The organism is Chloroflexota bacterium (assembly GCA_034717495.1).
GTDB lineage: Bacteria > Chloroflexota > Anaerolineae > JAAEKA01 > JAAEKA01 > JAYELL01.
Map to the genome: position 1 here is coordinate 1 of JAYELL010000065.1, position 13,101 is coordinate 13,101.

The following is a 13,101-nucleotide window of genomic DNA, read 5'->3' on the forward strand; positions in this document are numbered from 1 at the left end:
TGTTTCCCTGTTTCCCTGTCTACTTGTTTCCCTGTCTACTTGTTTCCCTGTCTACTTGTTTCCCTGTTTCCCTGTTTCCCTGTCTACTTGTTTCCTTGTTTCCTTGCCTACTCGCCCACCATATTATCGATCAATGCCTGGCCAAATTCGCTGCACTTCACCTTGGTAGCATCTTCCATCAGCCGCGCAAAGTCGTAGGTCACCACCTTCTCTCCAATGGTCTTTTCCACCGCGTTGATGATCAGATCGGCGGCCTCGGTCCAGCCCATATGGCGCAGCATCATCTCGCCGCTCAGAATCACCGATGAGGGGTTGACCTTGTCCTGGCCCGCGTACTTGGGCGCGGTGCCATGGGTAGCTTCGAAGATAGAACGTCCCGTCTCGTAGTTGATGTTGGCGCCAGGAGCAATGCCAATACCGCCAACCTGGGCTGCCAGCGCGTCGCTGATGAAGTCACCATTCAGGTTCATGGTGGCAATCACCTCATACTCGGCCGGGCGGGTCAGTATCTGCTGCAGGAAGGCATCGGCAATCACGTCCTTGATGACGATCTCGCGGCCGTCGTCGGTCTTGAGCAGGTGCCACGGACCACCATCCCACAGCTCCGCGCCGAATTCATCGGCGGCCACCTGGTAACCCCAATTGCGGAAGGCGCCCTCGGTGAACTTCATGATATTGCCCTTGTGAACCAGGGTCACGCTCTTTTTTCCGTTCTCCAGGGCGTAGTTGATGGCGGCCCGAACCAGCCGGGCGGTTCCCTCCTGGCTGATCGGTTTGATGCCAATCCCCGCGCTGTCGGGAAACCGTATCTTGGCATAGCTCTCCGGGAAGGCCTCCTCGAACAATGCCTTGAAGCGTTCCATCTCGTCGGTGCCTTCCTCGAATTCGATGCCGGCGTAGATGTCTTCCGTATTCTCACGGTAAATGATCATGTCGATCAGCTCAGGCCGCTTGACCGGGCTGGGCACACCGTTGAAGTATTGAACCGGTCGCACGCAAGCATACAGATCCAGCAGCTGGCGCAAGGCCACGTTGATGCTGCGAATGCCGCCGCCCACCGGTGTGGTCAACGGGCCCTTGATTGCGACGATGTACTCGTCGATGGCGTCCACAGTTTCCTGGGGCAACCAGATCGTCTCCCCATAGACATCGTTGGCCTTATCGCCCGCATAAACCTCCATCCAGGCAATCTTGCGGCTGCCACCATAGGCCTCTTCTACAGCGGCATCGAACACCGGCTGGCTGGCAGCCCAGATGTCAGGTCCGGTGCCATCACCCTCGATGAAAGCGATAATCGGATTGTCGGGTACATGCAGTTGGCCATCCTGCAATGTGATTTTTTCCCCCTCCTGGGGAACGATGATCTTTTCAAATGCCATTGGTTATCTCCTCATAAGTAAGGGCTGAATGGCGGCACTACAAGCTCCCACTTGACCTGGAACATGATCGCCGCCATTCATGTCCCTATGTTTCGTCTGACTCGCTTCGACGCTGCAAGAGATCCAACTCACCGCGCAGGAAGAGCAACTCAGTGTGCAGCGCTTCGATCTCCTTCTCGAGTTTGGCAAATCGATCATTGAGGCTCGCCAGGACCAGCCCGACTCCAATCACCCCCAGAATCAGCAAAAGCGGAAGGAAAATTTGCATCTTGGGCTCCTTATCGAACACCGGACCAAGACATTGTATGTGTCGCCCCACCCCCCTGTCAAATCTCGGTTGGCACTGCACCGGCCGTCAACAGGAGGCCAATCAACTTCACCATTTGGGCCAGGCAGGTATAATCTCTTCCGGCATACAGAGTCCTGTTTGAAGCACAGCCCCTGGACTGCCTCTCGGAGTGGAACTTATTTTCACAGGGCCTCACGAAAATCGAGATTCGGTATCCGGTGATCCGATTCCCGTCTCGCGTCAACACCCATCGGGTTACCGTTTACTGATCACTGGCTGACACAGAATCGATCAGCCTTCTCAATCATGCCGGCCAAAAGTCGGCCGATTCGTTGGCACCGATCAGTCAGTTCCTTAAGTTCATCATCGGTCAGGTATCCACAGTCACCGGCTACTGTCAGCCAGTGTTGCGTCTCCTGTTGCTCAGCGTCGGCGTCGATGAGCTTGCTGATAAAACTCCGTTTGTAACGTCGCTTTCCCCAGGCTTCGGCGATCTGTGCCCCAATCGATCGCGACGAACGCCGAATCTGGTCGGTTAAGGCATATATCTCCTCACGAGGAAACCGTTTGGAGACCTCAAAGATTTCCCTGGACAACTGCCTGGCCAGTTGATACGCCAGAAGATCACGGAAACCCTTTGCATAGGGTAATTCACTCATTCTTCCCCCCCCCTTTTTTTTTGGTGTCCGATTACGGATTCAGGCTTCCCGTCACGACCAATCGGATCACGGAGTACGGACCTGGTAATCAGTATTCGGTATTCGGTGATCCGATTTCCATCTCGCGTCAACACCCATCGGAATACCGATCACGGATTACGGATTACGGACCTGGTAATCAGTATTCGGTATTCGGATCCTGGTCTCGCGTCAACACCCATCGGGTTACCGTTTACCGATCACGGATTACGGACCTGGTAATCAGTATTCGGTATTCGGTGATCCGATTTCCATCTCGCGTCAACACCCATCGGAATACCGATTACGGATTACGGATTACGGACCTGGTAATCAGTATTCGGTATCCGGTGATCCGATTCCCGTCTCGCGTCAACACCCATCGGGTTACCGTTTACCGATCACGGATTACGGACCTGGTAATCAGTATTCGGTATTCGGTGATCCGATTCCCGTCTCGCGTCAACACCCATCGGAATACCGATTACGGATTACCGATTACCGGTTACCGGCCTGCTAATCAGTATTCGGCAATACGCGCTACCCGCGCATCTGGCGGATCAGGTTCAGCGCCGAGCCGGCCTTGAACCACTCTATCTGGTTAGGCGACAGGGTATGGGAAAGGGTGCCCTCATCGATGCTGCCGTCGGGATGGCTGATCACCAGGCGCAGTTTACTGCCCGGCTCCAGGTCGGCCAGACCCAGAATACTGATGCGGTCCTCTTCGACGATCCTGTCGTAGTCGCCAGGATCGTCGAAAGTCAGCGGCAGCACGCCTTGCTTCTTGAGATTGGTCTCCGCAATGCGGGCAAAGGACCGGGCAATCACAGCAAGGCCACCCAAATGGCGGGGCTCCATGGCCGCGTGCTCGCGGCTGCTGCCCTCGCCATAGTTATCATCGCCAACAGCTACCCAGCCCAATCCGCGGGACTTGTAATCGCGGGCGATTTGGTTGTAATCAACATCCTGCTCACCGGAAAGAACGTTTTTTCCCTTGCCGGCCGGGTGATCATAAGCGCTGACCACACCGATAAACATGTTGTTGCTGATGTTGTCCAGATGGCCGCGATAGCGCAACCAGGGACCAGCCGGCGAAATATGGTCGGTCGTGGTCTTGCCCTGAGATTTCAGAAGCACAGGCAAATCCACGAAATCCTGCCCGCTCCAGGCAGGGAAGGGCTCCAGCAACTCCAGGCGCTCGCTGAGCGGATCGATGACCACCTCCAGACCTTCACGTTCTTCGGCAGCCAGCGGCGCCACGAAACCCTCTTCGCCCTCGACAAAACCGTTCTTCGGTAATTCATCGCCGCTGGGCGGATCGAGCCGCACTGCCTCGCCAGCCTCGTTGAGCAGCGAATCAGTCAGCGGGTTGAATGCCAGCGTGCCGGCCAGCGCCAATGCCGTCACGATTTCCGCCGAGGCTATGAAGCTATGGGTAGCAGGGTTCCCATCGTTTCGCCCGGAGAAGTTTCGGTTGAATGAGTTGATGATCGAATTTTCCTCACCGTGGTCCACATCCACGTCGGTTCGCCGCCACTGGCCGATGCAGGCACCGCAGGCGTTAGCAAGGATCGTCGCGCCAATCGCCTCCAGCGCGCCCAGTTGGCCATCCCGTTCGACAGTGGCCCGAATCTGCTCGGAACCCGGATTGATCAGAAACTGAACCCTGGCACCAAGCCCCTTGACAGCGGCCTGGCGAGCCACGTCGGCTGCCCGGCTCAGATCCTCGTACGATGAATTGGTGCAGCTTCCTACCAGGGCCGCCGTCAATTCGACGGGATATCCCTTCGCCTTGACCTCCGCGGCCAGCGCCGAAATGGGCCGGTCCAGGTCAGGCGAATAGGGGCCCACCACGTGCGGCTCCAGCTCGCTCAGGTTGATCTCGATGACCCGATCGTAGTAGCTTTCAGGGCTCGCCAACACCTCAGCGTCGGGCCGCAGGCAATCGGCAACTTGCTCCGCAAGGGCGGCTACATCATCCCGACCGGTGGCCCGAAGATAGGCGGCCATGCGACCGTCGAAGGGGAAAATGGAGGTGGTGGCACCCAGCTCGGCGCCCATATTGGTGATGGTCGCCTTGCCGGTAGCGCTGATGGACTCGCTGCCGGGACCGAAGTACTCGACGATATGTCCGGTCCCCCCTTTGACACTCAGAATCCCCGCGACCTTCAGAATCACATCCTTGGGTGCGGTCCAGCCGTTCAGCTCGCCTGTCAACCTCACGCCGATAATTCCCGGCCAACGCAATTCCCATGGCACACCCACCATGACATCCACCCCATCCGCACCGCCCACGCCAATAGCAATCATTCCCAACCCACCCGCGTTGGGCGTGTGGCTGTCGGCGCCAATCATCATGCCGCCGGGGAAGGCGTAGTTCTCAAGAACGACCTGGTGAATGATCCCGGCCCCAGGTTGCCAGAATCCCATGCCATATTTCTTCGAAGCGCTCAGCAGAAAATCGTAGACCTCGGAGTTTTCCCGGTTGGCGATCTCCAGATCGGTTTCGGCGCCATACTGGGCCCGAATCAGATGGTCCGCGTGGACCGTCGTTGGTACCGCTGTATCGGGCCGCTGGGCAAGCATGAACTGCAGAATGGCCATCTGCGCGGTGGCATCCTGCATGGCCACACGATCAGGGTTGAAGTTCACGTAGCTTTCGCGACGCTCTGGCGCTTCCGTCGGCCACGAATCCACATGGGCCAACAGGATTTTTTCCGTCAGGGTTAACGGACGCCCCATTAACGTGCGTCCCTTCTCCTGTCGCTCTCGAAGGCCACTGTATACGCCCGCCATCATATCAAAATCCATCGTCATAATACGTCTCCTGACATCTCAACCCGGATGAACCAGCACAGGTACTTCGGCCTTGCTCAGCTCGAGTCTGCGGTTTATTTCCGCCCTTTCCTCGAGACAGGGCAGAGGAACGCTGATCACGCAGACCTCCGGCGCAGATTGCCGCTGATCTTTTTTTGGATCGATCAACGACCACCCTTCGGCTACGCTCAGCACAGGCCTGCGGTTCATTCAGATTCTGCAGTTGTATTTCTAAGGAGAACCACAGGGAGGGCTCGTTTGGCTGGCCTCAGATTATACAGCCCCACTGGTTGACTGTCAAAGATTCCGGGCTACGGACTTACTTCGAACACCACAACCTGGCAGCCCTGGCTGTCTGCCACGACCACCAGATCGCTGCCCCCTTCAGCGACCGGCACTGCCGCGATTCCTACCGGTTTGATCAACCCATCGCCAGCGCCGAACTGCCCTGACGGCGTGCCATCCGGGTTGAAAAGCAGGATCCGCCGGCCTTCCGGGTCGGTGCAATAAAGGCCGCCGGCCGGCCGCAGAGCCAGGTGCGGTCCCTCAATCGTGCTGGACGGGACCGGTCCACCCCACTTCTGAACCATGCCTCCGGCGGTCACCTGGGTAATCAAACCATTCTCCGCTTCGACAAAATAGAGATCACCCCCGGACGAAGCAACGGCGTCCGTAGGTTGCCGGCTGGCGATCTCACTTTCCGGTCCACCAACTTGATTCAGCCTCTCTCCGGAAGCATCCAGGCCAACAATACGCAAGCCGCCCGTGTCAGCAACCTCCAGTTGGCCCGCCAGATCGATGCCAACTCCCCTGGGCCGGTAGAATGCCTGCTCGGCACCAAACGTTTCAACAAATTCCCCTCCGGGATCAAAGCGCAGAAGCCGCTGCCCAACCGCATCGAGGACAAGGATGCTGCCCGCCGGCTCAACAACCAGATCGACCGGTTCCTGAAACTGATCGACCCCTTCGCCCTGCCCGCCCCAGACCTTCTCAATCACACCTTGCTCACCAAGCACGACTATGCGAAAATTCCCGGTGTCGGCAACATAAACGCTGCCGTTGCTCAGGTCGACCGCCACACCCCGTGGCGATGAAAACTGGTTTTCACCGCTGCCACAGGAGCCGATACGCCACCGAACCTTTGCCTCAAGCTGCGGCAAATCATTGGCCACCGGTCCAGCCACGACTCCAGTATCAGGTCGCGACGGTGCAATCTCCGTCACAGCGCCGGCGTCCGGTTCCAGCCCACCACCAGATCGTTCCACCGCTGGCAAGGGCGGCATGACCAGACCCTCGGGAATAGCCTCCGCCTCCAGCGGTATCAGGTATTCGGGAGTTACCATGGCCTGCCCCTGCCCCGGTGGCTGCCACCAGAACTGCATTTCCCGGCTCCCTCCAACATCGTTGTAGCGTACCTCCAGATCATGAAACCCTTTATCCAGGTGGATGCTACCCTGTCGTCCCTCGGCCCCATGAATGCCGCCATTGTCCACCACCAGCTGTCCATCGATGAAGACGAAGGAGCCGTCGTCCGACCGGGTGCCGAAGACATAGGTGCCGGTCTCGGGAATGGCGATCTTGCCATGCCACGCGATGCTGAAGGGCTCAGGCAAGGCATTGTTGGCCAGCACCAGTCGATCGTTGCGCACCAGAACAGGTTGGCCCTGCCAATCGGCGTTCGCATAGTAGTAGCCGATCAGGCCATTGCCCCCCAATTCAAAGGTAAATAGCTGCCGGTCCGACAGGACCATAGCTTCAAATCCCGGACCTGTCCATGTCAACGCCAGTCTTCCAGGCTGCTCCCCGGAAGCCACTTCCAGCCGAATGGGATGGAATCCGGCCGGCAAGGTCACCGAAAGACTGCCGCTTCCACCTTCGGGCATCTCAAGGCGGGAGGAATTTCCAATCTGAAGACTGGCGGAATCGCCCTCAGACAGCAGGTCAAAAGTGTATTCGCCGTACTCAGGCACCAGCAAGGTGCCGCTCAAAACAGTGAAATAGGGGGGCTCGACCAGGGCATCGCCCATGTCGACGTCCAGGGTCGGCATGGTCTGGCGTACAATCGGGGCCTGGCTCGGTGGATAACCTGGGTAATAGCTGGCCATTATCCCCCTGGCAGCCACCAGATCAGCCCTGGGTACTCTGAAGCTTAGAAAAAGGGAATAGCCGTTTGGGCCCGCATGATGCTCTGGCCGGCCACCGGGATAGATCTGTTTCAGCAACTCCAGAGTTGGTTCGTCGATTGGGTCGAGGATGTAGACCAGATCCCCGCCAGAATCCTTCAGGAAGGGCACGTCGACAGTCGCATCCAGTCCCCGGTAGGGATGATCCCGCCCGATGAACCTGACGGCGGAGTGATGCTCGTACTGTGGCGTAATCAAGACTGTAGTATCGGGCGACAAGGTCGTCAGATACCGGCCGATTGCCGATTCGTTGGGACTGTACGCGGCAAGCACGTCAGGATTCAATGCCTGCGCGCTGAAGAAACTGCCGATGTTGAGAATCGAGACCAGGACCACCACCATGGCTGTAGCTCCCATAAGTACTCGTTCTCCCAGCCCTTTCCACGTTTGCTGCCAACTGATAAAAAACTGATCCGTGACCAGGGCAACCTGAAGGAAGACCAGAGGAATCAGTCCGATGGTGCGACGGGCCGTGGGCGCTTCGTGAGATACAGACAACACGCCCAGGCTGGCAATGGCAATGAACCAGAGCATGAAAAGCACGGACACTGGCCGGCCCCGCAATGCATACCAGAGACTGTAGCCAAGCCCCAGCACGAACAAGACAGCCACCAGAGCGCCCAACATGGCAGCGCCAGGCAGGTTATTGAGCGGCGCTGGATCACCCTGCCAGTTGAACATGGTTAGCGTCTTGCGCAGATTCTCGAAAACCGGCTGAAAACTGCCCCGTTGTCCCACCTCAGACATGATGCTGACGTGCTGAATGCGCCCGACGAAGACCTGCCAATTCTGCAGGATGTAAACCATCAACGGCAGCCCGGCAAGAACCGCGCCGCCACCCATGATTGCTATCCCCTGGACATCGGCAGCGACCCGTTGGCGCTCGCGAATCCAGCTTCGCACCAGCCAATACAGGAAGAACAGCGCCAAAAGGATGGGAACAACCCGGAAGGCCGTATAGGTGTTCATGCCGGCGGCCAGGCTGACGCCTGCCAGCGCCCAATCGCGACGGCGGCCACTGCGCAACCCGCGTAACATGAAAAAGACGATCAGTATCATGAACAGGGGCTGCATGATCAACTCGTAGACGATACGGCTGAAGGTAACGTGCCAGCGGCTGGTTGCCAGCAAGGCGGCAGCGACCAGGGCCGCCTTTGGCCCATAAAGATCCCTTGCCAAAAAGTAGAGGGCCAAAACCGTCAGGACACCCACCGCCGCAGACACAAAACGCATCTGAGTCATGCCGACGCCAAAGACCTGGAAGCTCAGAGCGATCAGATAGGTGAAAAAAGTAGCCTGCCCCTCATTGGTTTCGGCATAGGGAAGGTACGGGGAGCCGCTCATCCAACGTAATGCATCCAGTCCATTGTTGCATTCATCGGACTGGCAACCACTGGGGTGGAGGTCAAGCTGGTAGAGGCGCACGGCAGCGGCGAGCATCAGGATCAGTATCAGCAGAATCGCTTCCCAGTGCCGGCCTATCCAGGCCCCGAACCCAGTTTCCTGCTCACTTTCTCCGTCTTCTTCCTCCTGGTTGCCGCCCCCTTGCTCTCGATCTTCTGCTTCTTCAAAAAAAGTCCCGGCAACAAATAGTATCGTCGCCACCGGCCACAGAAGCAGACCGGCCCTGCTTCCCAGGTCGAGCCAGAGCAATAACAGCGAAATAATCCCAAGCCCAAGCCCAACCAGGCTGAGGAGCCAACCCTGGCGACGCCAGGGAAGCCGGCGCCAGGTCAGGCTCGTGCGAAAAGGTCTGGGAGCCTGGGCGTTCCAGACGAATAACACGAGCGCCCCGATGAAGAGAATCAGCGCGTCCCGCGGGATGCCAGGATTATCCCCGGTGAGGGTAAATTGGGCCCACAGACCGAGACCCAATGCCAGGAAAAGCCCCAGTAAACGGTTCATTGTTGTGCGGGTACCATGGCCCCGGGCGGCACCGGTTTGAGCGCTTCACCGGGAGGTTGCCACCAGAACTCCAATGCCTTGCCTCCCCCCCGCTGGAAGTAGTCGATGCGAATTGCATGGGGGCCAGCCGTCAAGGGCACAGCCACGTCGATCATGTTGACGGTGTCGGGTGTCACTCCCTCAGCCACGATTTTTTCGTCCAGCCAGAGACGCACGCCGTCATCTGCGCGCAGTTGCAGGCGATAGCTTCCCTCCTGCGTTGCTATGAGTGTGCCCTGCCAACGCACGGAAAATGGCGCGTTCCATGGTTCATCCTCCGGCCAGGCAAACAACAGGACTGGATCAACCCGGCTGAAGACAGGCTCTCCCTCCCACAACTCGCCGCGATAGGTGCTCGACTGCAAGCCCTGCTCAGGGGGCACAGCCCGGAAAAAGAGATTGGGTGGTACCGGTCCCGACCCCTGTTTTGGCGCCGTCCAGCTAAGGAGAATATCGATGTCGCTGCCAGGTTCAATCTGCCGGATCTCTATACTGTGCAGCCCCTTGCCCAGGAAACGAGGTTCGGACCAGAGCTGGCCATCGAGAAACAGCAGGCCCGGACCGCTGATCTGGAAAGCATATCCCCCATAATCGGGAATCTTCAACGAACCGGACCAGGAAGCTGTGGCAGAAGCCGTCGCCTGCCCGGCCAGATCAGCCGGCCAGCGAAACTGCGGAGCGCCCTGGTAGGGTCCCGTCACGGGCGATTGATCGCTGTCCAGCGTATACGCCGCCTGCAGGCCTTGCAGGGCCAAAATCTCGTCGCCGGGCACGGTAACGCTCAGATACAGGGGCTGCCCGCCCGGCCCCTCGACCAGTTCGAATCGGGCGCCAGGATAGGTGGCTCGAAACAACTCGGGCACATCCCGATAATAGGTATCGAGCAGGAAGAGCGCATCTTGCCCGAAGGGATCGCTCAGCGGCAGATCGATGGCTGGCTCAGCAAGTTGGTAGGCCGGTTCCCGCAAGCCGCCGCCACCCCGGTCCGGGGACCGGTAGCTAAGAAACTGCAGTGGCGAGAAGTTATACAGCCGTGGAGACAGGTACAGGCTATGGTCATCCATCTTGCCGGCAACTTCGGCCGCCACGGCGGTTTCGACCGGAGAAAAGGCCTGCCACACCCTGCCGTCGCTGGCTTGCACGCTGAAAAACAAACGGGCGTTTACGACTCCTGCCCAGAGCAGCAGCGCGCCCATCAACACAGCAGGCACTGCGCGGGCCCAGCGAGACCAGGAGGAGCCCACCATGCTCCGCAGACCCCAGCCAAAAACATCGACGCTGCGAACTGCGGCCACCGCTGCCAGGAGCACGACCGCGCCAACAACCGGAAGCGTTCGATAGGCCTGAGGGGCTTCGTCCAGACGGGTCAGGATGCCACCGAGCAGGGGAACGAAGAGCCATAGAATCAGCAGGGTGTAGCGGTGACCACCGCTGATTCCCGGCACTGCAGTCCGCTTTTCAGCGTCACTGACAGGGCAGGGTCGAAAAACCTGATAGGCAGCGAAACCCAATCCAAGGATCATCAATGCCCCCGTAACTGGATCCAACATAGGCTCGCCCGGCAGATTGTGGCGGGGATTGAGATCACCTGAAACGTGGAACATTTCCAGGTGACGGAAGAGACTTTCCTGCAGCGGTTGCAGGCTGATCTCCCTGGGAAAGCCAAAGACACTTAACACGGTTGCTGCAGCGCCCGGCGTCGGGCCGCCCTGCTCCTGGAAAAACGTCGTCATGTCGTGCAGGATGCTCACCTGCTGGCTGCGGTTATTGAAGGTAAACGGGTCCTGGACATAGGTCATGAGCAAGGGACCAAAGGCAACCAGATATAGAATCGCAGACAGGGCCAGACCTCGCCAATTGCGCCGCAGGAAATCCCGCTCAAACAACGCGCGGTAGATCAGATACAGGACCAGGACCAAGACCACCAGGCGGGATGCCAGGTAGGTATAGTGCCCCAGTCCCAGGATGAGACCCGCCAGCGCGTAATCGCTGGCTCGTCGATCGCGAACCGCTCTCAAGAGAAAAAAGAGCGCAGCGATCATAAACAGTAACGGCGCGACCTCGTTCCACCCCCAGCGGCTCATAGTCATATGCCAGCGGTTGGTTGCCAGCAGGAAGGTTGCCGCAAAAGCAGCAGGGATACCGAACATGAGCCGCGCCAGGGGATATAGGGCTGCCACGCTAAGAACCGACGGGATGACCGACGCTGCCTTGAGCGCGACCAGACTGGTTCCCAGAACCCTGAACAGGGCAACCAGGTAGTAGGCATACATGGTCGGGGTTTCGAACCAGCCGGTACCAAAGGGACTATCCTGCCGGCCCTCCATGATCTGAAGCGCGTCCAGCGCAGCATTGGTTTCATCGATGAAGATACCGGGCGGCATATCGTTGAGCCGGTAGATCCGCAGGATGAGGGCAAGAGCCACCAGCAACAGCAACCCACCCACTTCCAGCCAGTTGATCTTTCGGTCTGCCGGCGCCTTCGCGCGCCATGGCGCCAGCGTGCCAGATCCGAGCGCGCCAAACAGAAAGCTGCCACCCAGCAACAGCGCCAGGGCCAGCAGCCACGTCCACCGGAAAAGCTGGTGATTGCCGGTTGTGGACAGACCGATCATCGTTGCCAGCGCCATAACTATCCCGGCGCCGACCAGAACCAGAGCCCAGCCAACACGCCGCGCTGGTTGAAAGCAGGCCGGACGGGCCGCGGGAAGCACTTCCCCCTCACGCCGCTGGAATCCAGCGAAGGCAAAGGCCGCTGTAATGGCCGCAAGCAGAAACCATAGCCAACCGCTGCTATTGTGGCCGGGCGGATAGAGCAGGTTAGCGCCTCGTATGGCCAGGATGAACGCGGCCAGAAGGGCAATGGCCGCTGTAAGTGGCTGGGGTAGGCCTTTCGAAGAAGACCGCGTCGGCTCGCTCATGAGCGCTATTTTACCCTTGACCTACCGAGTGCGACAAATGCCACACCGATTCGTGCAACTCGAATTGACAAACCCTTAACAGGTGGGTGATAATTATACCCTATTTGGTCCCACATTCCAGCGGAGAAGACACTTTGACCGATTCAAAACGTGTTGCCCTGTTTGTAACCTGCCTTGTCGATCAGATCCTGCCCGAAGTGGGTGTTTCAGCCGTGAATCTGATTCGCCAGGCCGGCTATGAGGTAGTATTCCCTGAAGCACAGACCTGCTGCGGCCAACCCTTTTTCAACAGTGGCTTTCAGGACGAAGCTCGCAGGCTGGCCCAGCGGATGATCGCCATCTTTGAACCCTACGAACTGGTGGTTGCGCCCAGTGGCTCCTGTGCCGCCTTTGTTCGGGCCGAATACCCTCAGCTCTTCCAGGATGATCCCGAATTGCTGCGCCGGGCGCGTGCATTGGCGGCCAAAACCTACGAGTTGAGCGAGTTTCTGATTCACGTTGCCGGCTGGCAACCAGAGCCAAAGGATCGCCAGGGGGTACCGGTAACCTACCACGATTCCTGTCACATGAACCGTATGCTTCATATTCGACAGGAACCCAGGGCCTTGCTGACAGCGGCAGGCTACACCATCGATGAAATGAGTGAGTCCGATCGCTGCTGTGGTTTCGGTGGAATCTTCAGCGTTCACATGCCAGAAATATCCAACGCTATGACAGAAGATAAACTCCACCAGGCTGAAGCTACCAGTGCCCCCCTTCTGGTGACCTCTGATCCCGGCTGTCTGATGCAAATGCGCGGGCTGACCGACGGCAAAATCCGCATTCAACACCTGGCTACCCTGCTGGATGAAAGTGTGGTAGCCGGCGACACGGAGACATCCTGACATAATA

Annotated in this window: 7 protein-coding genes; 1 reads left to right on the forward strand and 6 read right to left on the reverse strand. The window is 58.4% G+C overall.

The annotated features are described in order from the left end of the window. Window positions 1-107: 107 nt before the first annotated feature. The 6 genes from icd to U9R25_12735 form a co-directional block, all read right to left on the reverse strand. Window positions 108-1,379: an NADP-dependent isocitrate dehydrogenase gene (gene icd, locus U9R25_12710; GenBank protein MEA3336768.1), complete on the reverse strand. Its 1,272-nt coding sequence runs from the start codon at window positions 1,377-1,379 to the stop codon at window positions 108-110. Between the two features lie 85 nt (window positions 1,380-1,464). After that, a complete protein-coding gene (locus tag U9R25_12715; protein ID MEA3336769.1) occupies window positions 1,465-1,647 on the reverse strand; it encodes a hypothetical protein in 183 nt (60 codons plus the stop codon). Between the two features lie 290 nt (window positions 1,648-1,937). Further along, entirely contained in the window at window positions 1,938-2,327 is a 390-nt protein-coding gene (locus U9R25_12720) for a four helix bundle protein (protein ID MEA3336770.1), read from the reverse strand. A 558-nt stretch (window positions 2,328-2,885) separates the two neighbouring features. Continuing rightward, window positions 2,886-5,162: an aconitate hydratase gene (locus tag U9R25_12725; GenBank protein ID MEA3336771.1), complete on the reverse strand. Its 2,277-nt coding sequence runs from the start codon at window positions 5,160-5,162 to the stop codon at window positions 2,886-2,888. Between the two features lie 311 nt (window positions 5,163-5,473). Further along, the gene (locus U9R25_12730) at window positions 5,474-9,250 is read right to left on the reverse strand and encodes a glycosyltransferase family 39 protein (protein ID MEA3336772.1); all 3,777 of its coding nucleotides are present in this window, start codon (window positions 9,248-9,250) and stop codon (window positions 5,474-5,476) included. After that, complete coding sequence (locus U9R25_12735) at window positions 9,247-12,210, reverse strand: PA14 domain-containing protein (protein ID MEA3336773.1); 2,964 nt, start codon at window positions 12,208-12,210, stop codon at window positions 9,247-9,249. Before U9R25_12735 ends, U9R25_12730 begins: the two co-directional genes overlap by 4 nt. A gap of 134 nt (window positions 12,211-12,344) precedes the next feature. Here U9R25_12735 and U9R25_12740 point away from each other — a divergent pair, with 134 nt between their 5' ends. After that, window positions 12,345-13,094 (forward strand): (Fe-S)-binding protein, encoded by a 750-nt coding sequence (locus U9R25_12740; GenBank protein ID MEA3336774.1) that lies wholly within the window; start codon window positions 12,345-12,347, stop codon window positions 13,092-13,094. Window positions 13,095-13,101 lie beyond the last annotated feature (7 nt).

Coding starts and splice junctions, on each gene's coding strand:
- icd (MEA3336768.1), bottom strand. CDS start 1,379: ATGGCATTTGAAAAGATCATCGTTCCCCAGGAGGGGGAAAAAATCACA.
- U9R25_12725 (MEA3336771.1), bottom strand. CDS start 5,162: ATGACGATGGATTTTGATATGATGGCGGGCGTATACAGTGGCCTTCGA.
- U9R25_12720 (MEA3336770.1), bottom strand. CDS start 2,327: ATGAGTGAATTACCCTATGCAAAGGGTTTCCGTGATCTTCTGGCGTAT.
- U9R25_12735 (MEA3336773.1), bottom strand. CDS start 12,210: ATGAGCGAGCCGACGCGGTCTTCTTCGAAAGGCCTACCCCAGCCACTT.
- U9R25_12730 (MEA3336772.1), bottom strand. CDS start 9,250: ATGAACCGTTTACTGGGGCTTTTCCTGGCATTGGGTCTCGGTCTGTGG.
- U9R25_12715 (MEA3336769.1), bottom strand. CDS start 1,647: ATGCAAATTTTCCTTCCGCTTTTGCTGATTCTGGGGGTGATTGGAGTC.